Genomic DNA, 24,005 nt, shown 5'->3' on the forward strand with positions numbered 1-24,005 from the left:
CTGCGTTGGATTCGAACCAACGGCCCCCTCATTAAAAGTGAGATGCTCTACCGACTGAGCTAGCAAGACATGATTATTTAAAAAAGAATTGAGATTATACAAAAAACATTATTATATGTCAAGAAAAAATTAAATTTTAAATCAAATTAAAGCTATTTTGTCCGATATTTCTAAGCAAAAAATATAAAATTTTATTTTTAAATCTTCTAAATTTAAAGCCAAAATTTCTTAGAAATTCAAATCATTTTTACTTTATAATCCAACAAACAAAAACACAATAAAGCACACAATCCGCTTAGTGGCAAATTTAATCCCTGCCTAAAAATCTTACCACCATTTTTCTTGCTTTTTCTATCTTTTCAGAGTCTTGATTTTGGGCTGCGCTAGATGATATCCACTTTTTACCAAATAAATTTTGAGCCGCTTCTATCATAATTGCGCAGGCGTATGGCTCTTTTTCACTAGAGATGCCTTGCAAAAATGCAGCTTTTGTTTTATCTCGCAAGATTGCTTGGCTGACCCTGTGAAACGACATCTGCATAAGGCTAGCTGCCGCCCATGCTCTGCAAAGGCTATCCTTGCTTTCTAGCATCTCGCTTGTCAAAATTTCTACCTCGCTTAAAGTGCCAACCCAACCAAGCGCTATTATAAGCTTGCGGCGAAGTGCATCATTTGTCCCCAAAAAAGAGGTTATTTGAGGGATAAGGCGGTCACAAAACGCGGCATAAAAATCTCTATGCTTAGACTTAGAAAGAATTTGCGCTATAAGATAGATGGTTTCTATTTTTAGTTTTTGATCGCTCTCTTTGGCTAAGCGCTCAAACAAAAACTCCAGTCCAGCGCCTCCATGCCCATCAAAACTGCTTTCTAAATTTAGTTGCCTGCCCTCTTGCCACTCTTTGCAAATGAGCTCATAGTGATATGCTATCTCGTTACTAGCGCCTAAATTTGCTATAAATTTGATCCTTTTGCCATCCTGAAAATTCTCTTTTTTAAGCTCTAGATACTCTTTTTCAAGATCATTTAAACTTAGCACTAAATTTTACTTTATCATCTCAAGTTTGGCTTTGCAGGCATCTTTGTAAGCACTTGTGAAATTTGAGCCAACGCATTCGTTTAGATAGGGCTTAGCTAGCTTATACTGCTTTTGTCTGATGTAAATTTCACTTGCTAAATTTAGAGCATGCAAGCGGTCTTCTGGCTCAAGCTTCATATTTAGTATAAATTTCGCCTCATCAAGCGCCTCGTCAAGATTATCTGTCTTTAGCGAAGCCTCCGAGTAGTCAAAATTTAGCTTTGGTGAAAAGGTATTTATCTTGGCTCTAGTTTGCAGCTCAAGCGCCTTTTTAGCGTAGGTTGCAGCGATAGCATAGTCGTTGCTCTTCATCGCATAGTCACTTATAGCTGAGTATGCCTCGATGATCTTAAAGTCCTGCCCCCTTAGCTGCTCGATCGCACTGATCGTAGAGACCGCCTCGGTAAAGCGCTTTAGCGCAAGCAACGAGTAAAATCTATCAAAAAGCGATGGCGTAGGATCTGAGTACTCGACCGCTGAGCCAAGCGAGAGCGCGTCATTTGCCGCAGTGATCGCATGCTCGTAGTCTTTATTTTTATATAAAATTTTGCTCAAATTTACCAGCCACTCGACTCTATCTTCTAAATTTTCATCCTTTACATGCGCCTTGGCAAGCTCTAGCGCCTCATTGTAACGTGCCGTTCTAAAGTAGCAGTTAAATAGCTTAAACTGCGGCAAAGAGACCTTGCTCACATCGTAGTTTTCGAGTAAATTTACAACTGCCGTGCAGTCATCTTTGATGAAAAATTCTTTTGTTAGCTCAAGCGCAGCCTCATTTACTAGCTCCATCGCCCGGCTTAAATTTTCATCTTTTGCGAGGTTGTTATAAGCTAGAGCATCGGCAAATTTACGCTCTTTTAGATCAAGCTCGAGCTCGCTAATTAATGCCTTTTGGCTGATATTTGTGCCAGCATATTTTTCGATTAGATCTTTATATCTTGCGTGAAGTGCGGTGGCGTTTTTGTCGTCCTCTTCAAAAAATAGCCCATCCTTTGCCTTAGCGACCTCATCGATATAATCGCCATATTTAAACTCTTTTTCGTATCTATTTAGATACTCATACGCCTTTTTTTCATCTTTGGTCTTGGCTAAATTTAGCGCTAAATTTTTTAATGCTGCCTCGTAAAAGTCCTTTGTCCTGTCGCTATTGTTTACCAAAATTTCATAAATTTTAGCAGCCACGTCTGGCATATCTTTGCTGGCAAATGTATAGGCTAAATTCATCGATTTTGTAGGATCGTTCATGAAAAATTTTTCATTTGCATTTGCGATCTTTAGTACAAATTTCTTCGCCTCGTCAAATTTCTCTTTATCGATATTTGCGTCTGCTAGACTTAGTGCTGCCCTACTTGCAAGGTCAATGTCGTTTGTAGAGTAGAGCACCTTTTCATAGTCGCTTAGCGCCTCTTTTTGCCTGCCTATTTTATATAGGTAGTCAGCATAGTCAAGTGTGGCAAGCTTTGTAAATTTAGACTCCGCGTGCTCTTCGCTTAGTATGTCAAGCATATATTTTGCATCACTTGCGATGCTATCTTTGAGGTAAGCTCTAGCGATGAGATATAGCACCTCTGGGTAGTTTTCATCAGAAGGGAATTTTCTTATCCAAGCTCTGCCCTCGCTTACGATATCTTTTGGCTCCAGCCCCTCAAACTCGCTCTTTGTCTCAAAAATTTTATCAAGCGCTCTTAGTCTAAAAAGTAAAAACTCACTTGAGAAAAGACTAGCTGGGTGCCTTTTCATCGCTGTTTGCGTATCTTTTACCACGCTTTCATAAGCGCCCTTTTCGTAAGCTCTTTTTATATTTATGTAGATATCTATATCGTTGCTATCAAGCCCAGCGATAGGCGCTTTGTTAAGATCAAGCGCTCCGATGCTTGGGCTTAGCATATCTCTAAAATCAGGCGAGAAATTTAGCCCAGATACTCTTTTGTTATTTTCGCTAAGCGAAGTGTCGATGATGATGCTAAAGTGCTTTGAGATGGTCGTCTTTGGCGTATCTTGCACGCTTGAGCTGCTGTAAAGCTCGGTTTGAACATTTAGAAGTTTTGAAGGCGCCTTTGGCATGATGACGATGAAGAGTTTGCCGTCTTGCTTTTTATATTTTATGTCCATTAAAGGCAGCGTCGTATCTTCGATCTTTGGCAAGATCCCATCATCGAGCATACAAACGTAGCGCTTCGTGTCATAGGCTAAAATTTGCTCCACACATTCAAATTCTTTCTCGTCGCTTAGCTGAAGGACGCTATAAGGCTTATTTGCGTTTGCGCCGCTGTTTAGGCTAAGGCTAAAGGCGGATAGATAAAGCGGTAAAAATAAGATGGTTAAGAGCTTTTTCATGCCGCCATTATAGTTAAATTTTCTAAAATCCTGAAGCAAAGACAAAATGCTCGATAAATTCCAAAATCGCTCCAGAAAATAAAAAGGCAAAGACCGTGCCAGCAACGGCAACTCCAACGATCACTTTTAGCGCCATCGAGACGTTTGAGATGTAGATATTTTTATCTTTTACGATAGGCTCTTTTAAAAACATAAAGACGATGAGCTTTAGGTAGTAATAAATAGCAATCGCAGAGTTTATCATGATGATGAGGCTAAGCACGACGTAATCAGACTTTATGAGCGATGAGATAAGCACCATCTTGCCCCAAAATACGCTAAAAGGCGGTATGCCAGCAAGGGCGATCATGAAAATTCCCATTATCACGGCGTAACTTGGCAAAATTTTAATAAGCCCTGAAAATTTCTCATACGGATGTTTAAAGCGCTTGTCCCAGCAGACGACGTCGTCGCACCTTGCCACCCAAAGCATAGAAAATGCGCCCAAATTTGCAAACAAAAACATGATCCAGTAGAAAAACAAGGCGACATTTGCCTCGTGAGAATTTGCCACAAGCGCGCAAAGCACGACACCAGCGTGAGCTATCGAGCTAAAAGCGAGCATCCTTTTAACGTCTTTTTGCACTAGCGCCATGATGTTTGCAAGGCTCATCGTAAGCACGGCGATGATGTAGAGCATATCTTTTATCCATGAAATTCCAGAGCCCTCAAGCATCACAAAAATTCTTAACGCGACGATAAATCCCGCAACCTTTGGTACGATCGACATATAGCCAGCAAGCGGGGCATTTGAGCCCTCATAAACGTCTGGTATCCATGTGTGAAATGGTATGAGCGAGAGCTTAAAACCAATGGCAGAAGCTATGAAAACGCAGCCAAGAAGGATTATTAAATTTTGATTTAGGCTAAGATCTTTTATGACAACGCCTATACGAGCGATGTCTATTGAGTTTGTTGCTAGATAAAACATCGCTATCGCCATCGCAAAAAAGCCAGCTGAGAGCGAACCCATCGCGAAGTATTTGATAGCAGCCTCGACGCTTTTTGCCTTGTTGTGAAGGGCGATTAGGGTGTAGAGGCAAAGCGAGCTGATCTCAAGGCCTAAAAAGATGATAAGTAGGTTGTTTGAGCTCACCATAAATAAAAATCCAGCGATCATAAACAAAAATAGCGCGTAATACTCGTAAATTTTATACTCAAAATACTCTTTTGTGCTAAGTGCCAGTGGGATGAAAAGGGCTGAGGCGATTAGGATAATGATCTGCGAGATGATAGAAATTCCATCGACTAAAAGCATATCCCAAAAGCTTAGGCTAAGACCGTTAAAATCAAGCGTAATGCCTAAATTTACAAATATAGCGATGATGCAAAATACGCAGTAGAAATTCCTCGAAAGATCCTTTTTTATCGCTCCAACTATGAGGATAAAAAGCGCAAAAACCATCATGCTAAGCATCGGTGAGAGCGATTGCAAAGAGATCTCGTTTAGGTCTAAAAAGGCTATTTCGTTCATAGTTTGCTCCCGCCATTTAAAGATGAAATTTTATCTTTTGTGCTGCTATTTACAGCTCTAGTTTGCATTTTGCTTATGATATTTTGCACGCTTGGCTCAAGCGGTTTTAGTATCAAATTTGGTGCGATACCAAGAGCGATTATGAGCAAACAAAGTGGCGCAAGAGCTGCTAACTCTTTAAAATTTAGATCTTTTAGGTTTAAATTTTTCTCCTTGCACTCGCTAAAAAAGACCCTTTTATAAAGTACCAGCATATAAACAGCGCCCACGATGATACTAAAGCCACCAAGTAGCGCAAAGAGCTTGTTTAGCTTAAAGACGCCAAGCAGGCTCAAAAACTCGCCCACAAAGCCGATCGTTAGTGGCAGGCCGATACTTGCAAGCGTTGCTATAAAAAATATAAGTGCGTATTTTGGCATCACCTTGGCAAGGCCGCCAAATTCGCAAATTTCTTTGGTGTGAGCTCTCTCATAGATGACGCCAACTAACAAAAATAGCGCGCCACTTACGATGCCGTGGCTTATCATCAAAAATATCGAGCCGCCAAGGCCTATTAAATTTAGTGAAAAGATGCCAAGCATGATGACGCCCATGTGCGAGATTGAACTATAAGCGATCACTTGCTTCATATCGCTTTGCGCATAGGCAACAAGGGCTGCGTAGATGATCATGATGATGGCTATGACGCAGACAAAGCCGCTTAAAAGCAGGCTTGCGTCTGGAAAAAGTGGGAGTGAAAATCTCACAAATCCGTAAGTGCCCATCTTTAAAAGCACGCTAGCAAGCAGCACTGAGCCGATAGTCGGAGCCTGTCCGTGCGCGTAAGGTAGCCATGTGTGAAATGGAAACAGCGGAGTTTTCACGCCAAAAGCGAAGAAAAATGCTAAAAATAGCCAAATTTGAGCATTTTCTCCGATGCCAAGCTTGTACCAATCAAGCAGATTAAAGCTAAATACGCCGCTTTTTTGATAGCACAGATATCCGATAAAGATGATCGCCACTAGCATAAAGACAGAGCCTAAAAATGTGTAGATGAAAAATTTAATCGCAGCGTAAATTCTATTTTTACTGCCAAATGCGCCGATGATGTAAAGTAGCGGTATGAGGCTAAGCTCCCAAAAGCTGTAAAATAAGATCATATCAAGCGCGCTAAAGACGCCCATCATCGTGCTCTCTAAAAATAGTACGCTAATAACCAAGTGCTTTAAATTTCCATCATCGCTAAGGGCTGCGATAGAGATGAAGCTCATAAATGCGCTAAGGACTATAAGCACAAGCGAAATGGTATCGATGCCCACAAAATAGCTGATATTTAGGCTAGGTATGAGCGAGACTTGATGCGTTAAAACAAAGTCATAACCCTGAAAATCGACATTTACACAGATAAAAATGGCAAGCAAAAGCTCTATGAGAGCGATGCTTGCTCCATAAAATTTGATGCTTTTATTTTCTATCAAAAAGCCAAGTATTGCGCTTATTGCTGGGAAAAATATTATGACACTTAGCATTATTTGGCTCCGTTTAATAAAAATATAAAGCTTAAAAGCAAGGCAAATCCTGCGACCATAAAGCGAAGCATGACGCTAAGATCGCCACTTTGCATTTTGTTTGCAAGATATGCAAATTTAGTAACCAAAAGTGCGACAAAATCGACACTTTTATCAACTATCATCTCATCAAATTTTTTACAAATTTTAGAGATAAAAGCGTAGCCATTTATAAAAAATTTCTCATAAAATTTTGGTATAAAGTAGGCATTTTGCAAAATTTTGTAAATTTTACTTTCGCAAATGCTCTCTTTAAAAATTTCTTTTTTATAAGCAAATACAGCAAAGCCAGCGCTTGCAAGCACTAAACTAAGCGTTAAAACGAGTAAGAAAATTTCACTGCTGTGAGATAAATTTAGCTTAAAATCCCCAAGGCTAGCACCCAAAAACTCGCTAAAGTTACTCCAAAAAAAGCCGCTGATGACTGATAGAACGCCGAGCACACTCATGCCAACAAGCATGTAGTTTTTGGCTTCATGTGCGTGAGTATCGCTCTTTGGCTTTGCAAAAAAGACTAGCATGACAAGTCTAAAGCTATAAAATGCCGTAAGCACCGCGCCAAATAGCAAAACAAGCCACAAAATTTGATCTTCACTAAAGGCAACCTCTAAAATTTTATCTTTTGAAAAAAAGCCAGCAAATGGATAAAATCCAGCCAGCGCGCAGCTTGCGATGATAGAAAGTAGCGCAGTTGGCTTCATAAATTTATAAAGTCCGCCCATTTTTTTGATATTTAGCTCGTCATTCATCGCGTGCATAACGTTGCCAGCGCACAAAAAGAGAAGTGACTTAAAAAATGCGTGCGTGACAAGGTGAAAAAGTGCGATCTTGTACGCCCCAAGACCAGCTGCTACAAACATATAGCCAAGCTGCGAAAGCGTCGAGTAGGCGACTATCTTTTTAAGGTCGTTATGCACAAGTGCGATGCTTGCGGCAAATATCGCTACAAATGCGCCAAGGCAGGCGATAAAGTGCGAGACTTCAGGCACGTTTGCAAATATGAAATTTGCGCGTATGACTAGATAGACGCCAGCTGTTACCATGGTCGCAGCGTGTATGAGCGCAGAAACTGGAGTTGGACCCTCCATGGCGTTTGCAAGCCAAGTGTGAAATGGAAACTGCGCGCTTTTACCCATTGCGCCTATAAAAAGAAGCGTGGCGATGATGCCTAAATTTAGCCCAGAAAGGTCGCTTCTAGCGCTAAAAACCTCGCTAAATTTAAGCGAGCCAAAGCTATAAAATATATAAAAGATGCCAACAAGCATGGCAAGATCTGCCACTCTGTTCATCACGAAAGCCTCGTTTGCAGCGACATTTGCGCTAGGCCTTTTATACCAAAAGCCTATGAGCAGCCACGAGCAAAGCCCAACGCCCTCCCAGCCGATAAAGAGCCCTATGAAGTTATCGCTTGATACAAGGACGTTCATGCAAAAGACAAAGAGCCCAAGGTAGCTAAAAAAGCGGTTAAAGCTCGCGTCATCTCTCATGTAGCCAATGGAGTAGATATGCACGATGCTAGCGACCACGCCCACGGTGCTAAGCATCACAAGGCTAATCGCGTCAAGGTAGAAGCTAAAGCTAAGATCGAGCGAGCCTAAGTTTATAAACTCTTTTAGGGTTAAATTTAGTGGCTCATCTACGCTAAGACTAGCCGTTAGCATGAGTGAAGCTGTGGCGCTAACGATCATGAGAAGCGAGCAAAAAAGACCGATAAATAAATTCTTACTGCTATGCGAAAAGATGCCAGCTATGATGAAGCTAAGAAGCGGGAAAAATAGCGAAATACAAAATAAAATCATCTCTTAGCCTTTCATATTTGTCATCGAATCTAAACTGATGCTGCCAGTCTTTTTATACCAAAGCACGAGCAGCCCAAGCCCCACAGCGACCTCGCTAGCAGCGATGGCTACTATAAAAAAGGCGATGATCTGCCCAGTTAGATCAAAGTAGTATTTCGAGATAGCTGCAAGCGCGATGTTTGCTGAGTTTAGTAAAATTTCGCTTGAGAAAAATAGCATTATCAAATTTCTTCTTCTCATTATGCCAACAAGCCCTATGACAAAGACCAGACTTGCTAGGATGAGGTAGTGAGTAAGACCTATCATAGCATCTCCTCAACGCTGCTTTGTGCGTTCATATCTTTGTGTATCAAGATAATGCCAGCTACCATCGCCACAAGCAGCATGATGGCGCACATCTCAAAGGCTAACAGATACTTGCTAAAGAGCAAAATTCCAACCGCTTCGATGTTGCCAAGGCTAGCGAGGGTAGAATTTACCACCTCTTGCTTAGCGCTATAGATCGGCGCTAAAAAGATAAATATCAAAAGAAGCGCTATGAAGCTACTTAGAAGATAGATAATGATCTTTGCTTTTTTACCGCTTTTTGGCTCGCACTCCTTGCTGGTGTCAAAAAACATCATCGCAAATGCGTATAAAACGACCACGGCACCTGTATAGACGACGATTTGCACCACACCTAAAAACTCAGCCCCAAGCAAGAAAAATATAGCTGATATAAAAACCATGCCAGCAGCTAGCGCAGAGACCGCATTTAGGGCATTCTTGCAAAGCACGCTAAAAGAAAAACTAACCAATATAAGGGCGCTAAAAAGATAAAATGCAAAGCTCTCATACATCGCTTGACCCTTTTAAATTTATATCCATCGTTTCTGCCTTATCTTCATTTGTAAGCGCATTTGGCGTCTTTTTCACTAGGCTATCAGCATTTTTAGGTAGTGCGCCATAGCCCTCAAACTCGGTTTGATCTTTTAAAAATTTATCATCTGTTAAAAACTCAGCCTTTGTGCCAAAGAGGATTTTGTTTTCACTTGCGACCTCGTACTCTTGCCCGCAGACGATAGCGAGCTCAGGGCAGACATCAGCGCAAAATCCGCAATAGACGCACCTGCTTAAATTTATCGTATAGCTTGCGACCTTTTTACGACCATCTTCGCCAATAGAAGTCTTCATCGAGATGCAGTTGCTAACGCAAATTTTCTCGCATAATCCACAGCCTATGCAGCGCTCATTTTCGCTTTCAACAAATTTTAAAAGCCTATGAATTCCCCTATATCTGGCGTTTAGCTGCATCTTTTGCATAGGGTACTTTAGAGTGTGCGACTTGCTAAAGAGCATCTGCTTTAGCGTGATCTTTAGCCCCACCAAAAGATCAAGCTTAAAAGTAGCGGCGATAAAGTGCTTAAATTTATCAAATGCCCCTTTTGGCTCTATCTTTTCGTCTATCAAAATATATCTTTTCTCGCTCATTTTACGCCTTAGATAAGTAGTGCAAAGCCGGTGATTACGACATTTAAGATGCCAAGCGGAAGTAAAATTTTCCAGCAAAGCATACTAAGCTGATCGACCCTTAGATGCGGCCACGACGCCCTCGTCCAGAGAAAAAAGAAAAAGACTAGGCTTGATTTTAAAATGATCATCAAAGCACCAGGGATAAATAAAAACTCGTTAAAACCACCCAAAAACAGAAGCGTTATGATGATGCTAGCTGCGATCATGTTGGTGTATTCGCCGATGAAAAACATCGCCCATCTCATGCCGCTATACTCGGTGCCATAACCTGCTACGATCTCGGTCTCGTTTTCTGTTAGGCAAAACGGCGTTCTGTTGCACTCAACAAAGCTTGCCATCACGAAAAGCACGAAGGCTAGGGGCTGCTTGAAAATAAGCCAGTTAAATATGCCTTTTTGGTAGTTGTTTATATCAACTAACGAGAGTGAGCTAGTCACCATGACAACGCTTAAAAGCGCCATGCCAGCGACCACTTCGAAGCTAAGAAGCGCCACGACTGCGCGAGCAGCGCTGATTAGTGCAAATTTATTGTAGCTTGCAAGACCTGCTGCAAGTGGGGAAAAGACGCAAACTGCTGCCACACCAGCGATATATAAAACGCCCACGTTTATATCTGCAAGTATCGGTCTAATCGTATGCCCAAAAATTTCAAACTCAGGCAAAAATGGCACGGGCGCAAGCGCTGCAAATGCCGCGATAGCAGAGATTAGAGGGGCTATTAGAAAGATAAATTTATTTGCATTTGCTGGGACGATGTCCTCTTTTGTAAAGAGCTTTATCATATCAGCCACGATCTGAAGCACGCCAGCAGGCCCAACCATATCAGGTCCCACGCGGCGCTGCATGTAGGCTAGCACCTTTCTTTCGGCGTAGGTCGCAAGCCCTGCGAGGCTAGCCATGACGGCCAAGATGACGACTGCTTTAACAATAGTTGTTATCACAAAAAATAGCATTTCACTCATTCTCTGCCTTTATTATTTTTACGCTAGCGTAACTCTTGCCCTCAAAAATGGCGCTTACATCAAGCTTATCATCGTAGTCGCCAAGATAGGCTGCCACGCCTCCTAGCTCGCTATCAAGCTCCACGCAAATGGCAAGCTTTTGCCCATTTTTTTCTAAAATGACAGCTTCGTTTTGTGAAATTTCAAATTTAGCCATAAACTCGCCACTTGCGTAAAGCACTGCGCGTTTAGCTGTCTGGCTAGCATAGTTTGCAAAAAACGATGGCAAATTTATAGGATTTGCAAGGCTTATTAGCGCTTCGTTCTCTTTTAAATTTAGCCCATTTTGCTCTTTAAAAAGTGACTCTATGTCCTCTTTTGGCGCGAAATTTGAAATTTCAAGCTTGTAGCCTCTATGGCTTGTGCCGTCATTTGCGTAAAAATTTTCTAAATCATCAAATTTAACGCCCCTGTAGCCCTTCTCTTTTGGTAGCTGCGCGGTGTAATCGATCGTATTTTTAGCCGCTAGCCCAAGCGCATTTGCGATATCGTTTAAGAAGTAGCCGCTATGTGTCAAAGCCGCATTTGTCGGCACTACTTCGTTATTTATGCTTGTAAATGTGCCCTCTTGCTGATTTAGCGCACCAGCGTCAAGATCGCCCTCAAAAATGCTAAATTTAAACTCGCCCATTTCATTGTATCCTAGCGTCTTGCCAGGCTTTTTCTCGTGTGAAAGCGTGCAAATTTTAGCCACGCCAAGCGAGTTTGTGCGAGGCGGTATGAGCATCACAGCAAAAGGCGTAGCTTTTGCGATCACTCCAGCAAGGGCTGCAAGTAAATTTGCATTTTCATGAGCGTAAAAGTCACTACCTAAAATGAGCGTAAATTTAGCCTTGCCATCGCAGAGGGCAGCTACTTCTAAGTCAAAGTTTTCATCAAATTTTTCAACTCTTGCCTGAAGTGCTGCTGGTAAATTTTCGCCCCAGTTTTTAAGCAAAAAGAGTAAAATTTGCTCCAATTTGCCAGCCTCATAGCTCACACAGGCAAAATTCTTTGAAAATTTCTTCACCACCTCATCAGCGATGTGATGAAAGTAAATTCCAGCCGCTTTATTCATCTTAAGGGCGCTATTTAGCTTATAGCTAGTTACTGGGCTCTCGTGGCGCAAGAAGCTACCAGCCGTGATGATAAAGTCGCTATTTTTTAGGCTCTCATAGTCTGCGTTATATGAGCTAAGACCGCTAAATTCGCTAAAAATATTTAAGAAATTTTGAAATTTAAAAGCCTCATCGTTTAATAAATTTAGATCAAATTTCTCTCTTAAACGCTCCAAAATAAGCGCCTCCTCGTTTGTTATGAAGCTATTAAATTTTATATTTTTTATGTTGCCGTTTTTAAAATTTGAAATGAGCTCGTTAAATTTCGCCTCATTTTTGCGGGCATTTTCGTTGTGAAAGTCGTAGCCAAACCTTGCAACGCCGCTTATCTCACCAAAGTGAAAGTCGTTGCTAACGCGGTAAATTTGCTTGCTTCTATCGCTAGTGCTTTTTTCTTTTACGTCATAAAAAATGAGCTCGCAGTCGCTTTGGTGCGGATTTGCCGCTGGGACACGGCTTAGCTCCCAGACGTTTGAGCTATACTGAAAATTTGAGCTGACAAGCGCACCAACAGGGCAGACGCTGATGCACTCGCCGCAAAACGAGCAGTCCAAATTTTCGCCAGTGCTTGGGCCAATTAGGCTCTTTTGCATCTTGCTAAAGACGGCGTAGGCATCTTTTGGCATGCTCTCTTTTAGCTCTTTTGGCACTTCAACGCCCCTTGGCACCGTTTTTAGCGCGCTCTCGCCGATCTTATCTTTACAAACCGTCACGCACCTCTCGCAGACCACGCAAAGGGCTGGGTCGTAGTTTATTAGCCCCCATTTTTTGTGCGGTTTGTGCGTATCTGTAATGGCAAATTTTTGCTCATTTACATTTAAATGCGTCGTTAAATTTTGCAATTCGCACTCGCCGCTTTTGTCACAAACGCCGCATTGAAGGGGGTGATTGACGCAGTAGGTCTGCATGATTGCATTTCGCTCGGCAGCGATCTCTGGCGTATTTGTGTAAATTTGCATATCCTCTTTGGCTTTGGCGTTGCAGCTATAGACCACTTTGCCGTTTGCCTCGACCATGCAAAGCCTGCAAGCAAGCGTTGGCGAACAGCCGCTAAGGTAGCAAAGTGCAGGGATGTAGATGCCATTTGCCCTTGCGATGTTTAGGATACTCTCGCCCTCGTTTGCCTCTAAAATTTGATCGTTTATGGTGATTTTCATTTGCTAACTACTACTTGTTTAAATGCATATCCATCAAAATTTTTTGCGCCAAGCACGGCAACCGTGCCTTTTAGCGTTGGATCAAGCCTAAATTTAGCCCTCACGCTAAAGTCTTTTGCCTTTAAATTTAAAATTTCGCCATTCTTTGCCTTTGCCACGATGCCAAACTGCACGCCGCCAACGATCTCATCGCTTGCGTTTTTATTTAGATAGACGACCGCTCCGTCAAAATTGTCAAGCTCCCTTAGCTCGCCAACTTCGCCACCTGCTGTAAATTCTTTGACATTGCAGCCTGCTAAGACGACATTTTTACCTAAAATTTCAAGAAGCCAAAAGATCGCATCTTTATCTGGATGAGTAAAAAAAGAGTCATCAATGATCACGTTTTTTACGTCCTTTATCCACTCGCCAAGCTCTTCAAACTCCTCCTCGCCCACGTTGCACTCGCCACTTATGAGCCCATCATCAAGCTCGTCGAAAAACTCATTTTGCACCAAATTTGCATACTTGCAAAGAAGCGCTAAGACGTAACTTATCGATCCTATCTCGCAGCGGATCAAATTTTTATTGCCAAGTTCGTTATCTTCAAAGCATGAGATGTATTTAAACTCGTGCTCTTTTATCTTTTTTGCTAAATTTTTGTCGCTCAAACTTAGTAAATTTGCGATACTTAGGCTCTTGCCTGCTATTAGATCATTAAATTTCATATCTTGCCCTTTTTTATCGTTAATGCCCAATCGACTTGGTTAAATTTAAGCGAGTTCATCACCTCGCAGTTTAGGTTATAAGCCAAATTTACAGCCTTCTCCACGCCGCTGTAATCACCTATCTCAAACAAAAATATCACCACTTCACCTGGCTCGCTAGCCTTTATCTGCTGTCCAAGAGCGCTCAAAAACTCGTCCCTTAGATGCCTAAGATCGACCCTTCTCATCTATCAACCTCGCCTAAGATGATATTTGTGCTGCCAATTATTGCAGCCACGTCTGCCACATACTGCCCAACTAGCATATCTTCATAAATAGCGCAGTGCCAAAAGCTTGGCGTGCGAATTTTTAGGCGGTACGGGCTTGCGCTGCCGTCTGAGTTTATATAAATTCCAAGCTCGCCCTTTGGTGACTCGCTAGCAAAGTAAATTTCGCCCTTTGGTGGCTTTAGACCCTGAGTTATCAGCACAAAATGCTGCATTAGTGAGTAGTTTTGGCTCATTATCTGCTCTTTTGAAGCGCTAACATACTCTGGCGCGTCGGCGATGATAGCGGGGCTACTTGTCTGATACTTGCTAACGCACTGCTTTAAAATTTTCACGCACTCGCGCATCTCTTTCATATAAAGTAGGTATCTCGCGTAGCAGTCGCCCTTGGTAGCGTAAGGCACGTCAAATTCTAGCTCGTCGTAGATGAGATATGGCTCTTCTTTTCTGATGTCGCGCGCGATGCCACTTGCTCTTAGCATGACGCCAGAGCAGCCGCTACTAAGGGCTAGCTCTTTGCTAACTACGCCCACGTCTATTAGCCTTGCTTGCCAAATTCTATTTTCACTTAGCAGATCTTCGTAAAGCGTGATGTCGCTTGGAAATTTCTCGCAAAATTTAAGCAGCTCCTCGCACCAGCCATCAGGCAGATCAAGCGGCACGCCACCGATCCTTATGGAGCTATGCGTTAGCCTTGCACCGCAGTATTTTTCTATGAGATCAAGGACATATTCGCGCTCTCTAAATGCGTATAAAAAGACGCTCATAGCCCCCACGTCAAGGGCGTGCGTGGCTAAAAATAAAAGGTGCGAGCTGATGCGGTTTAGCTCCAAAAGCATCACTCTAATGATCTGCGCACGGCGAGGCACTTCTATAGCACAAAGCTTCTCCACGGCCGCGCAAAATGCGTAGTTATTCGCACTTGATGCGATGTAATCGACCCTATCAGTCACTGGGATAAATTCCTGATAGGTCATATTTTCAGCCATCTTTTCAACGCCTCGGTGCATAAAGCCAACCTCTGGCATAGCATGCACGACCTTTTCTCCGTCAAGCTCAAGCACAAGCTTTAGCTGTCCATGTGCGCTTGGGTGCTGTGGGCCAAAATTTAGTATCATCTTGCCGTCATTTTGCTCAAATTCTAAATTTTCAAAAAATGGTTTTAAGCGGTTTGGTGACTGGCTCAAGGTCTTTCCTTTACTATCTGGCTTTGGTTAAATTTAGCCTTTTTGACAAATCTCACGCCGCCTTCTTCTTGATACTCGTAGTCTTCATTTTCGTCAAATACTCTTGAAAATCCAAAGGTATCTTTCTCATCGACAAAGGCTGGGTCGCGGTTCTCTTCGCCGATCTGCTCTCTAAACTCACTCCCAAAAATTTTATCCACCTCGTACCATTTAGCAGCCTCGTCGCCAACTAGCGGATAGCTCTTTAAGAGTGGGTGCGAGTGCCAGTCATCAGGCATTATAAGACGCTTTAAATTTGGATGATCTTTGATGAGAACGCCACTTAGATCATACATCTCGCGCTCAGCCCAGTTTGCGCTTTTGTAAAGCTTGCAAACGCTTTTTAGCATTTCGTCCTTTTTGACAAAGCATTTTACTCGTGCGCGCCTATTTTTGCTAACACTTAAAAGCTGATAAAAGACCTCGTATCCGCCTTTTTGAGCTATATAATCAATCGCTGCTAGCTCACAAAGCTGCTCGTAGCCAAAGTTTTTTAACGCTTCAAGCGCTTTAAAATTTTCACTTGAATTTACGTAGAGAACAAGTTGGTCAAACTCCACATAGCTAGATAAAATTTGCACTCCGCTTTGCTCTAAAACAGCTAGCTCTTTGTCAAATTTAGAACCACTTGCCACTTCTTTTGGCGTCTGCTTGGCGATATAAAATTTCTCGCTGTAGTACTGCTTTTTTTGCAGGTCGTTTTTTGGTTTATACTCTCTCATATATCTAGCTTTCTTGGCTTTTGCACCCTAAATGCGCTCTGTTTTCTTATCTTTTTTTGAAGCATCATAAGTGCGTACTGAAGCGTCTCTGGGCGCGGGGCACAGCCTGGGATGTAGATATCAACAGGGATTATGCGATCGACACCTTGAACGGTTGAGTAGGTGTTAAACATGCCGCCAGTGTTTGCGCAGCTGCCCATCGAGATGACCCACTTTGGCTCAGGCATCTGATCGTAAAGGCGCCTTGTAAATTCAGCGTGCTTTTTAGTTAACGTGCCAGCTATGATCATCACCTCTGAGTGCCTTGGACTAGCGCGAAAAATGGTGCCAAATCTATCAAAGTCATATCTGCTCGCCCCACTTGCCATCATCTCGATCGCACAGCATGCAAGCCCGTAGCTAAGCGCCCAAAGCGAGTTGCTTCTGCCCCACTGCACGAGCTTATCAACGGTTGTCAAAACAACTGGCAGACCGCCATTTGCAGCGTAGTTTATCTGATGCTTTGCCATTTAAAGACTCCTTTTTGCCATGCGTAAGCAAAGCCGATGAGTAAGATCGCCACAAAAAGTAGCATCTCAATGAGCCCAAATAGCTCAAGCAGCCTAAAATCCACCGCCCACGGATACATAAAGATGACCTCAACGTCAAATAAAATAAATAAAATTCCATAAAAAAAGTAGTGGATATTTATCTTATTTGGCTGTTTTACAGTTGTCGGTCCGCACTCGTAAAAGCCCACTTTTAGGCGCTCGGTGTTGCGGTTGGCTAGCTTTTTGCTTATCTTTGAGGATAAAAATGTTATCAGACTAAATGAACAAGTAGCTAACAAAAGTATGATAAAAGCGCCAAGATAGGTGCTGTCAAGCTCTGAGTGTGACATACTTCGCCTTTTTTAATTTTTCAAAATTCTACTAAATTTAAATTTATTTGATCTTGAAATAGCTCAAGAGTGGCACACTCAAATCTCTTTTTGTGTAAAAAATACTCTTATTTTATCTTCTCAACGGCGTCTTTTGCGGCGCTGGCACGCTCACTCTCATCAAGCTCACGCACAAAGCCATCTTTTACTAAAATGATCCTAGTCGCAACGTCAAAGTAGCTATCATCATGGCTAACTGCGATGACGCTTATGCCCTTGCTTTGTAAAAACGGCAAAATTTCTTTGTAAAATTTACGCTTAAATAATGGGTCTTGATCGGCTGCCCACTCATCAAGGATAAGGATAGAGCGGTGCTCTAAGATGGCTATTAGCAGGCTTAGTCGCTTTCGCTGACCGGTTGAGAGCTGCGTGGTGCTAAGTTTATTATCCACCACACTTACCTTTTTATCTATCTCAAGCAGAGCCAAGAGCCCCTCTATATCGCTTTGGCTGGCAAAGCCATCACGAGATAGCGTTTGCGAAAATAGATAAAAATCAGCAAAAATAGCGCTTATTTTGGCTTGATAGCTTTGTAAATTTGCATCATCTATCTTTGTGCTATCAAGGTAAATTTCGCCGCTACTTGGGCGGATAAGTCCGCAAAGAATATTTATAAGCGTGCTTTTGCCGCTACCATTTTTACCGATGATAAATGTTATCTCGCCGCGTTTGATCTCTAAATTTACATCTTTTAGGCTAAATTTGCCATGAGCGTAGTTGAAATTTATATCTTTTAGCCTAATACTTTGCCACTCGCCACTTAGACTATCATCAAATTTAAAGCCTTGCTTAAATTCGTTTAGATTTAAACTCATGATCTTTTCTAAGCTCACCTTTGCGCTAAGTGCGGCTGGTATGGAGCCAACCATGCTCATAAATGAGCCTCTTAAAAATAGTATCGTAAGGCTGATACTTAGTGCTGTTTGCAGGCTCGCCCAGCCAAATGCCACGCACAAAAATACGCAAAGACCGACTGAGCCAAGTAGCATCACGTTTGTGAAATTATCACTTAGCGCGTGAAATACGTCGGCTTTTACCATGCTTTGGCGCTTCTTGTCGCCTGTCAAATTTAGCTCATCAAAGCAGATGCTTGCTCTTGCCCTGTTTAGACTAAGCTCTCTGTGTCCTTCAACGATGTCATCATAGTGCCTTTGCAGCGCGTCATCTTGCGTTCTTGAGTCTTTAAAATAAAAGTGGATCTTTTTCATCAAAAGCGTGTTTATAAAAAGCGTCACACCGATCCAAACGGCTAGAAATATAAAAACTTTTGGTGCGATGTAGGCTAAATAAAAGCTCGCGCAGATGATGAAAACTAGGCTTTGTATGAAGCCAGTAGCGCTCATAAAGGCAAATGTGATCGTTTTTATGTCGTTGTTTAGACTTGCTATGATCTTTGCCTTGCCGATCTCGTTTATCACGCTGTTTGGCGTGTCTAAAATTTGCTTTACGCTTTGATATCTAAGCTCGTAGATAAATTTATGTCCGAAATTTGTAAGTGAGATGTTTGCAGCGATGGCGCTTAGAAAAAAGAGGAGCAAAACAACTATAAATTTAGCTGCCAAGGGAGCGTTAAATTCTTTTAAATTTACAAGTTCATTGTTTATAAAAGAGAGCGTCCAGACGCCAAGCCCGCTAAAGGCAAGCGTCAGGATCACTATTTTGATTATTGAAAAAAGATTGCTTTTTATTAAATTTACAAGCATTACATCGCAGCACGTGGCTGAATGATGTTTTGATCAAATTTTTGCTCGGTATTTTCACTCATAATGTGAAGTACCTTGCTGCGTTTGATCTTCGCGTCATCCTTAAATATCGCGCGCACCTTGTCCATGCCAGCGTAGAAGTCGCGCATGAGCACGACGCAGATGTATTTGCCAAAAAATGTTGGCTTGATAACGCCATTTTCTTCGTAGATCGCATTTACAAGTTTTAGCAAGCTAAGCTCGACAAATAGGTCTTTGTTGATGTTTGCGTTGTTTTGCTCGTTGTAGGTTTTGATATCCACGGCACCGTCAAAAAGCCTTGTTAAAAATGTATATTTTAGTCTCTCTTTTTTGCTAAATGCGCATTTTGCGATGACTGGGCTTTGTCTTTCTTTGACCTTTCTGCCGTAGTCAAGTAGGTTAAAGGCATTTATCACAAGCTCGCCATTTAAGAAGCTAAACGCCCCGCTACCAACGCCCACGTACTCTAAATTTGAGCCTACATATTCGTCGCGAAGGTCTGCGCTTTTTTCATTTGAAAATGCCCAAGCGTTGCTTTGTCTATATCCGCCTTTGGCAAATTCGCTCACGATGATCTCGTAAAATTCGCGCTCATTATCGACGTTTGAGACGCCTAGTGCGCGAGCGATGTTCTCTCTTGTTAGCTCTGATTTCATGAGCGGATAGAAGGTTATTTGCTGCGGAGAGATCGATTTTGCGACGTTTATGTCGTTTATTAGCTGCTCTTTTGTTTGATTTGGTAGGTTAAAGATGAGATCTAGGCTGATAACTGGGATCTTGCCCAGAGCCTTCTCGAGCTTTCTTTTAGTCTCTTCAGCGGAGCCGAATTTCTCATACCTGCCGACTCTTTTTAGTGTCTCATCATCAAAGCTTTGCACGCCTACGCTTAAGCGGTTGATGAGCCCATCAAAACGGCTTAGGCTCTCTGGCGAGATGTGATTTGGGTCGCTCTCTGCTGAGATGTCCTCTATGCTAAAGAGATCTTTTGCTAGTTTTAGCGTCTTTTCAAGCTCTGGCTCGTTTATAAGCGTCGTGCCGCCACCCACATAAAGCGATGTAAAGTCAAAGCCAGCCTCTTTTATCTGCCTCATCTCCTCGCGTAAATTTTCAAAGTAAATTTTGGCAAGCTCATGCTCGTAGTGGTACTTGTGAAACGAGCAATACGGGCAAAATGTGTGACAAAATGGCACGTGAGCGTAAAGCATATACTTTTTGTCTTTTTTTGGAGTTTTGGTGTAAGTCGTGTTTAAAATGTCTATGTTAAATTCGTTATATAGCGATTTTTGTATAGAATTATGAGCGTAATTTACAGCAAAACTCTCAATGATATTTTTAAAAATCATAATTAATCGCCTTAAATAAGTTAATTTTAATTTAGTCCATTAGGATAGCCAAATTTTAATAAATTTAGCCTTGCATTAACGTAAATTTTGAGTAAAAAATGCAATCATTTTTTAAATTTTCTATTTTTACAAACCTGCTATTTTTACATATCTAGCTCGCTTTTGCTCTATAAATTTAAGCTTAGCCTACTTACTCTTTTACTCTTGAGATGACCTTGCTTGAGTCAAGCTCAAATTTCACTCCGTCTTTTGTCTGCAAGTAGTAAAATTTACCGATATTGCAAAGTGACTTCACATCATAAATTTTAACCGCCTTTTCATCTATCTCGCAAGGCGTTTGCTCTTTGCCTTTTGTCTCGCAAAGTGAGCTAGGTAGCGCTTTTAACGCACTTTTATCTACAAGCAAAAATTTATAATCCACATCGCCTATGTTAAAGGTTTTTGCTGTGTATTTGATAAACAAAAGTGAGTTTGAAACGATCATAAGCGAAAGCGCAGCGTAAAAAATAAATAAAAAGTCCCTTGTCTCTTTGATGCTCGCAACGCCCAGCATAAAAGAGAGCATAAACGAGCAAAAGAGTATCCAAAGTGCCAAAAATCCACCATCTTTTAAGACAACAACCGAAATGATAAAAAGCAAAAGCATGATAAGCGATAAAAGATAGATGATGAAATTTGATCTATCTTTAAAGAAAACTGCCAAATTTACCCCAGCATAAGAGAGCAAAAGTAGCGATAAAATGGCGCCCCAGCCGTAGTTTAGCTTGAATGCCGCAAAGGCTAAAATGGCAAATGAGATGAGCGTTAAAAAATAGATGAAATTTGAGCTATAAAAAAATAGAAATTTTGGCTTTTTAAATTTATATTTTTTATCATCATTTTGATAAAGGTAGGAGACAAAGACCAAGATAGCGATCTCAAAAGCTGTCACGATCGCGGTCGCACAAAAGAGCAAAATGCCTGTAAATATCATCTCAGCGCTATCTAAACTCGGAAAATAGCCGATCTCAAAGCCAAAATACAAAAAGTAGCAAAGCATGCTAACGACTGGAACGATGAAATTTGAGTGTTTAAAGAAAAAAGCAACACACTCTTTTATGAAATTTGCCTTTAAATTTGCCGAGTGCTCGCCAAGACGGCTCTCAAAATACGAATTAGAAAGCAGCTCATTTTTTATCTTTTCAAGGCGCTCCTCCTCGCTATCTGCTGCGCCTTTATAAATTTCATAGTTTTTGTCTTCAAAGTCCTTTGTGATCTCATCTTTGATATCTAAAATGACAAGAGTGATCTGCCCTTTTATCTCGCCAAGCCTTTTTGAAACTTCAGCAAAATTTGTCCTATTTAGCTTTAAATAAAGCTCGCATTCGCTTTCTAAAAGCGCTATTAGCCTACCTTGTTTGCTGCTTATGATATGAGAGTTTAAAAACCTAGCCTTAATAAAATTTATAAATTTACTAGCCTCTTTTACGCTCTCATCTTTTTCATCTAAAATGTCTTGATAACTCAAATTTAAATCCTAAAAATTTACACGAAATGCTATTTAAGCACCTTTGCGATTTCGCTCCAGCCTATTTGCTTAGCAAGTTCAGCTGCGGTTTTGCCACTTTTTGTGCGGGCGTTTTTGCTAGCGCCGTTTTCTAGCAAGAGATTTACGATCGTTAAATTCCCAGCAAGTGCCTCGTGGTGAAGCTGCGTAAAGCCAAGCTCGTCGGTGTCTGCGACCATGCTTGGATGCGCTTTTATATACTGCTCCACCTGGCCGCGCATATTTTTGCTCATCGGATGCTCTATCAAATTTTCTGGATGCTCTTTTTGCTCGAAAACTACCAAAATATCTTTAAAATCGCCAAAATCAAGCCCCCAAGCCGCGTCATGCTCGGCTAGCTCATCTTTTTGCATGCGTGAGCGCATCGCCTGCACGCTAAAGACGCCATAAGCGCGTCCGCCAATGGCAAAGAGCCAGTCGCTCATCTCGTCTATCTTCGCGCTTACTTGATCGCCAACTTTGACGTTTTGCACGCTATCAGGCTCATTTACGAGCGTGCCATATATCATCTCTCCGTCAAATTCCACATCATTTACCCACATGTGCTCGCCAACTTCTTCGCCGTTTATGACGTCTAAAAAGCAAATTTTTACCATCGCATAATCAAGCATAGGCACGATCCTGCGGCGCTCCCAGTAAAGCTCACGCCAAAAATACTTAAAGCTCTCTCTGGCTTGCTCAAATGCGTGCTGCATGTAGTCTTCGTCGCTACTTACAAAATAGATCGGCATCTGCTCACCAAGGTCTATTTGCTTACCAAGTATTTTCTCAAAAAAGCCCATTTTTACCCCTTTTTAGAATTTAGATATATCAAATTTAAATAAAACGATAAGGCGAAATTTCATCCAAGAACCAGATAAATTTCACAATTTTAGCCCAAAATCCTGTGAAATTTTAAATGTAAAAGTCACGCAGCTATTTCGCAAATTTAGCCTGCAAGTCTGCAAGATTTCACTATAAAAACCATACAATTATTTCGCAAAATTAGGCGAGGCGATTTGAATTTTTGTGACGGGAGTTACCGAGTTGGTAATGACCGAGCAAAAATTTGAATCAACGACGCATAATAAAGCGAAAAATGCGTTACTTAAGGTTTTTAAAGCTTATCGGAAGTTCTAGATTTAGCCCCCTAACGAGCTTTATACACTCCTGCAGATCGTCTATGCTTTTGCTTGTCACTCTGATCTCTTCGCCCCTGATCTGCGCGCTCACCTTAATCTTTGAGTCTTTGATCGCTTTGGTGATCTTTTTTGAGTTTTCGCCGTCAAGCGTGTCATTTAGCTTTAGCGTCGCTTTTAAATTTCCCCCGCTTGCTGGCTCTCTTTTTGCCTCTGTGATCGCTACTGGTGGGATGTTGCGCTTGATGAGCTTTGAGATCACGATATCTTTTAGCGCATCGATCTTGTTGTCACTTGAGCTAAGAAGCGTGATAAATTTCTCCTTTTCATTTAGCTCTACCTCGGCCGCAAGCCCCTTAAAGTCATACCTCGCTGCGATCTCTTTTTTAGCCGTTTCAAGAGCGTTTTTAACCTCCATCATATCGACCTCAGCGCTTATATCAAAGCTATGTTCGCTTGCCATTTTCTATCCTTTTATAAATTCTTCTATATTTTTAACCATGAGCGAGATCAGCCGTTTTCTAGCCTCCAAACTGCCCCATGCTACGTGCGGCGTGATGAGTAGATTTTCTTTGTTTTTTACGTTTAAAAATGGGCTATTTTTGCTCATTGGCTCGCTTTCTAAAACGTCGGTGCCAAAGCGTAAATTTCTCTCATCTATCGCCCTTGCCATAGCAGCTTCATCCACTATGCCGCCGCGTCCTAAATTTAGCACTATCGCATCATTTTTTAGTAAATTTATCTCGTTTGCGCCTAGTAAATTTCTAGTCTTTTCATTTAGCGGTGCGTGGATGCTGATGATGTCGCTGCTTCTTAGTAGCTCATCTAAGCTTTTTTGCGCAAATTCGCTATTTTTATTTGCTCCGCTTGTCGAGTAGTAGCTCACGTTTGCGCCAAATGCACGTGCTGCTGCCGCCACGCCGCGTCCTATCTCGCCAAGTCCGATGATGCCAAATTCTTTGCCGGCGATCTCGCTGATGTCTGCACCAAGATAGGTGAAAATTTCGCTCTTCACCCACTCGCCACTTTTTACGTAGTGATCATAAAATTTGATGCGATTTGTTAGCTCAAAAAGCAAGGCAAAAGTGTGCTGCACGACGCTTGGGGTTGAGTAGCCAGCGACGTTTTTCACAGCTATGTTTTTAGCTTTTGCATGCTCAAGACCTACGTTATTCATACCAGTTGCGCTTATGCAGATGAGCTTTAAATTTAGCGCGTCCATCACGGCTTTGTCGATGATGACCTTGTTTGTGATGACGATATCAACGCCTTTTAGACGTGGCACGACCTCTTCGCTCTTGGTTTTTTGGTAGCTGATAAACTCGCCAAATTTCTTAAAAACACTAAGATCAACGTTTTCTCCAAGCGTTGCCGCGTCTAAACAAACGATCTTCAT

22 protein-coding genes are annotated in these 24,005 nt (G+C 41.8%); all 22 read right to left on the bottom strand.

Annotation, left to right across the window (positions count from 1 at the left end):
- Nucleotides 1-307: 307 nt before the first annotated feature.
- Complete coding sequence (locus CVS91_RS01375) at nucleotides 308-1,036, bottom strand: HEAT repeat domain-containing protein (RefSeq protein ID WP_107829781.1); 729 nt, start codon at nucleotides 1,034-1,036, stop codon at nucleotides 308-310.
- Nucleotides 1,037-1,042: 6 nt separating this feature from the next.
- A complete protein-coding gene (locus tag CVS91_RS01380; protein WP_107830153.1) occupies nucleotides 1,043-3,412 on the bottom strand; it encodes a tetratricopeptide repeat protein in 2,370 nt (789 codons plus the stop codon).
- Nucleotides 3,413-3,434: 22 nt separating this feature from the next.
- A complete protein-coding gene (gene nuoN / locus CVS91_RS01385; protein WP_107829783.1) occupies nucleotides 3,435-4,925 on the bottom strand; it encodes an NADH-quinone oxidoreductase subunit NuoN in 1,491 nt (496 codons plus the stop codon).
- Nucleotides 4,922-6,433, bottom strand: coding sequence for an NADH-quinone oxidoreductase subunit M (locus CVS91_RS01390; RefSeq protein ID WP_107829785.1), 1,512 nt, complete (start codon nucleotides 6,431-6,433; stop codon nucleotides 4,922-4,924). The genes nuoN and CVS91_RS01390 overlap by 4 nt, the downstream gene beginning before the upstream one ends.
- The gene (gene nuoL / locus CVS91_RS01395) at nucleotides 6,433-8,271 is read right to left on the bottom strand and encodes an NADH-quinone oxidoreductase subunit L (protein ID WP_107829787.1); all 1,839 of its coding nucleotides are present in this window, start codon (nucleotides 8,269-8,271) and stop codon (nucleotides 6,433-6,435) included. The genes CVS91_RS01390 and nuoL overlap by 1 nt, the downstream gene beginning before the upstream one ends.
- A gap of 3 nt (nucleotides 8,272-8,274) precedes the next feature.
- The gene (nuoK, locus tag CVS91_RS01400; RefSeq protein ID WP_004317991.1) at nucleotides 8,275-8,577 is read right to left on the bottom strand and encodes an NADH-quinone oxidoreductase subunit NuoK; all 303 of its coding nucleotides are present in this window, start codon (nucleotides 8,575-8,577) and stop codon (nucleotides 8,275-8,277) included.
- Nucleotides 8,574-9,110 (bottom strand): NADH-quinone oxidoreductase subunit J, encoded by a 537-nt coding sequence (locus tag CVS91_RS01405; RefSeq protein ID WP_107829789.1) that lies wholly within the window; start codon nucleotides 9,108-9,110, stop codon nucleotides 8,574-8,576. Before CVS91_RS01405 ends, nuoK begins: the two co-directional genes overlap by 4 nt.
- Nucleotides 9,103-9,741, bottom strand: a complete 639-nt coding sequence (gene nuoI, locus CVS91_RS01410) for an NADH-quinone oxidoreductase subunit NuoI (protein WP_107829791.1) — start codon at nucleotides 9,739-9,741, stop codon at nucleotides 9,103-9,105. Before nuoI ends, CVS91_RS01405 begins: the two co-directional genes overlap by 8 nt.
- An 8-nt stretch (nucleotides 9,742-9,749) precedes the next feature.
- Complete coding sequence (gene nuoH, locus CVS91_RS01415; protein WP_107829793.1) at nucleotides 9,750-10,745, bottom strand: NADH-quinone oxidoreductase subunit NuoH; 996 nt, start codon at nucleotides 10,743-10,745, stop codon at nucleotides 9,750-9,752.
- Nucleotides 10,738-13,038: an NADH-quinone oxidoreductase subunit G gene (locus CVS91_RS01420; RefSeq protein WP_107829795.1), complete on the bottom strand. Its 2,301-nt coding sequence runs from the start codon at nucleotides 13,036-13,038 to the stop codon at nucleotides 10,738-10,740. The genes nuoH and CVS91_RS01420 overlap by 8 nt, the downstream gene beginning before the upstream one ends.
- A complete protein-coding gene (locus CVS91_RS01425; protein ID WP_107829797.1) occupies nucleotides 13,035-13,745 on the bottom strand; it encodes a hypothetical protein in 711 nt (236 codons plus the stop codon). Before CVS91_RS01425 ends, CVS91_RS01420 begins: the two co-directional genes overlap by 4 nt.
- A complete protein-coding gene (locus CVS91_RS01430; RefSeq protein WP_107829799.1) occupies nucleotides 13,742-13,972 on the bottom strand; it encodes an NADH-ubiquinone oxidoreductase subunit E family protein in 231 nt (76 codons plus the stop codon). Before CVS91_RS01430 ends, CVS91_RS01425 begins: the two co-directional genes overlap by 4 nt.
- The gene (gene nuoD, locus CVS91_RS01435) at nucleotides 13,969-15,198 is read right to left on the bottom strand and encodes an NADH dehydrogenase (quinone) subunit D (protein ID WP_107829801.1); all 1,230 of its coding nucleotides are present in this window, start codon (nucleotides 15,196-15,198) and stop codon (nucleotides 13,969-13,971) included. The genes CVS91_RS01430 and nuoD overlap by 4 nt, the downstream gene beginning before the upstream one ends.
- Complete coding sequence (locus tag CVS91_RS01440; protein ID WP_107829803.1) at nucleotides 15,195-15,959, bottom strand: NADH-quinone oxidoreductase subunit C; 765 nt, start codon at nucleotides 15,957-15,959, stop codon at nucleotides 15,195-15,197. Before CVS91_RS01440 ends, nuoD begins: the two co-directional genes overlap by 4 nt.
- The gene (locus tag CVS91_RS01445) at nucleotides 15,956-16,468 is read right to left on the bottom strand and encodes a NuoB/complex I 20 kDa subunit family protein (RefSeq protein WP_107829805.1); all 513 of its coding nucleotides are present in this window, start codon (nucleotides 16,466-16,468) and stop codon (nucleotides 15,956-15,958) included. The genes CVS91_RS01440 and CVS91_RS01445 overlap by 4 nt, the downstream gene beginning before the upstream one ends.
- Nucleotides 16,450-16,839, bottom strand: coding sequence for an NAD(P)H-quinone oxidoreductase subunit 3 (locus CVS91_RS01450; RefSeq protein ID WP_107829806.1), 390 nt, complete (start codon nucleotides 16,837-16,839; stop codon nucleotides 16,450-16,452). Before CVS91_RS01450 ends, CVS91_RS01445 begins: the two co-directional genes overlap by 19 nt.
- A 107-nt stretch (nucleotides 16,840-16,946) precedes the next feature.
- Nucleotides 16,947-18,581, bottom strand: coding sequence for a multidrug ABC transporter permease/ATP-binding protein (locus CVS91_RS01455; RefSeq protein WP_107829808.1), 1,635 nt, complete (start codon nucleotides 18,579-18,581; stop codon nucleotides 16,947-16,949).
- Nucleotides 18,581-19,945: a coproporphyrinogen III oxidase family protein gene (locus tag CVS91_RS01460; protein ID WP_107829810.1), complete on the bottom strand. Its 1,365-nt coding sequence runs from the start codon at nucleotides 19,943-19,945 to the stop codon at nucleotides 18,581-18,583. Before CVS91_RS01460 ends, CVS91_RS01455 begins: the two co-directional genes overlap by 1 nt.
- Nucleotides 19,946-20,135: 190 nt before the next feature.
- Nucleotides 20,136-21,452 (bottom strand): hypothetical protein, encoded by a 1,317-nt coding sequence (locus tag CVS91_RS01465; protein WP_107829812.1) that lies wholly within the window; start codon nucleotides 21,450-21,452, stop codon nucleotides 20,136-20,138.
- Between the two features lie 29 nt (nucleotides 21,453-21,481).
- Nucleotides 21,482-22,273: a DUF2314 domain-containing protein gene (locus CVS91_RS01470; RefSeq protein WP_107829814.1), complete on the bottom strand. Its 792-nt coding sequence runs from the start codon at nucleotides 22,271-22,273 to the stop codon at nucleotides 21,482-21,484.
- A gap of 301 nt (nucleotides 22,274-22,574) precedes the next feature.
- Nucleotides 22,575-23,072, bottom strand: a complete 498-nt coding sequence (locus CVS91_RS01475) for a YajQ family cyclic di-GMP-binding protein (RefSeq protein ID WP_103586391.1) — start codon at nucleotides 23,070-23,072, stop codon at nucleotides 22,575-22,577.
- Nucleotides 23,073-23,075: 3 nt separating this feature from the next.
- On the bottom strand, nucleotides 23,076-24,005 hold the full coding sequence (locus CVS91_RS01480; RefSeq protein ID WP_107829816.1) for a D-2-hydroxyacid dehydrogenase: 930 nt from the start codon (nucleotides 24,003-24,005) through the stop codon (nucleotides 23,076-23,078).

The sequence above is a fragment of the Campylobacter concisus genome, assembly GCF_003048985.1.
Classification (GTDB): Bacteria; Campylobacterota; Campylobacteria; order Campylobacterales; family Campylobacteraceae; genus Campylobacter_A; species Campylobacter_A concisus_AY.

What these genes read in the sequence shown, in the direction of transcription:
- CVS91_RS01380 (WP_107830153.1), bottom strand. Translation starts at nt 3,412, where the DNA reads ATGAAAAAGCTCTTAACCATCTTATTTTTACCGCTTTATCTATCCGCC.
- nuoN (WP_107829783.1), bottom strand. Translation starts at nt 4,925, where the DNA reads ATGAACGAAATAGCCTTTTTAGACCTAAACGAGATCTCTTTGCAATCG.
- CVS91_RS01390 (WP_107829785.1), bottom strand. Translation starts at nt 6,433, where the DNA reads ATGCTAAGTGTCATAATATTTTTCCCAGCAATAAGCGCAATACTTGGC.
- nuoL (WP_107829787.1), bottom strand. Translation starts at nt 8,271, where the DNA reads ATGATTTTATTTTGTATTTCGCTATTTTTCCCGCTTCTTAGCTTCATC.
- nuoK (WP_004317991.1), bottom strand. Translation starts at nt 8,577, where the DNA reads ATGATAGGTCTTACTCACTACCTCATCCTAGCAAGTCTGGTCTTTGTC.
- CVS91_RS01405 (WP_107829789.1), bottom strand. Translation starts at nt 9,110, where the DNA reads ATGTATGAGAGCTTTGCATTTTATCTTTTTAGCGCCCTTATATTGGTT.
- nuoI (WP_107829791.1), bottom strand. Translation starts at nt 9,741, where the DNA reads ATGAGCGAGAAAAGATATATTTTGATAGACGAAAAGATAGAGCCAAAA.
- nuoH (WP_107829793.1), bottom strand. Translation starts at nt 10,745, where the DNA reads ATGAGTGAAATGCTATTTTTTGTGATAACAACTATTGTTAAAGCAGTC.
- CVS91_RS01420 (WP_107829795.1), bottom strand. Translation starts at nt 13,038, where the DNA reads ATGAAAATCACCATAAACGATCAAATTTTAGAGGCAAACGAGGGCGAG.
- CVS91_RS01425 (WP_107829797.1), bottom strand. Translation starts at nt 13,745, where the DNA reads ATGAAATTTAATGATCTAATAGCAGGCAAGAGCCTAAGTATCGCAAAT.
- CVS91_RS01430 (WP_107829799.1), bottom strand. Translation starts at nt 13,972, where the DNA reads ATGAGAAGGGTCGATCTTAGGCATCTAAGGGACGAGTTTTTGAGCGCT.
- CVS91_RS01440 (WP_107829803.1), bottom strand. Translation starts at nt 15,959, where the DNA reads ATGAGAGAGTATAAACCAAAAAACGACCTGCAAAAAAAGCAGTACTAC.
- CVS91_RS01445 (WP_107829805.1), bottom strand. Translation starts at nt 16,468, where the DNA reads ATGGCAAAGCATCAGATAAACTACGCTGCAAATGGCGGTCTGCCAGTT.
- CVS91_RS01450 (WP_107829806.1), bottom strand. Translation starts at nt 16,839, where the DNA reads ATGTCACACTCAGAGCTTGACAGCACCTATCTTGGCGCTTTTATCATA.
- CVS91_RS01455 (WP_107829808.1), bottom strand. Translation starts at nt 18,581, where the DNA reads ATGCTTGTAAATTTAATAAAAAGCAATCTTTTTTCAATAATCAAAATA.
- CVS91_RS01460 (WP_107829810.1), bottom strand. Translation starts at nt 19,945, where the DNA reads ATGATTTTTAAAAATATCATTGAGAGTTTTGCTGTAAATTACGCTCAT.
- CVS91_RS01470 (WP_107829814.1), bottom strand. Translation starts at nt 22,273, where the DNA reads ATGGGCTTTTTTGAGAAAATACTTGGTAAGCAAATAGACCTTGGTGAG.
- CVS91_RS01475 (WP_103586391.1), bottom strand. Translation starts at nt 23,072, where the DNA reads ATGGCAAGCGAACATAGCTTTGATATAAGCGCTGAGGTCGATATGATG.
- CVS91_RS01480 (WP_107829816.1), bottom strand. Translation starts at nt 24,005, where the DNA reads ATGAAGATCGTTTGTTTAGACGCGGCAACGCTTGGAGAAAACGTTGAT.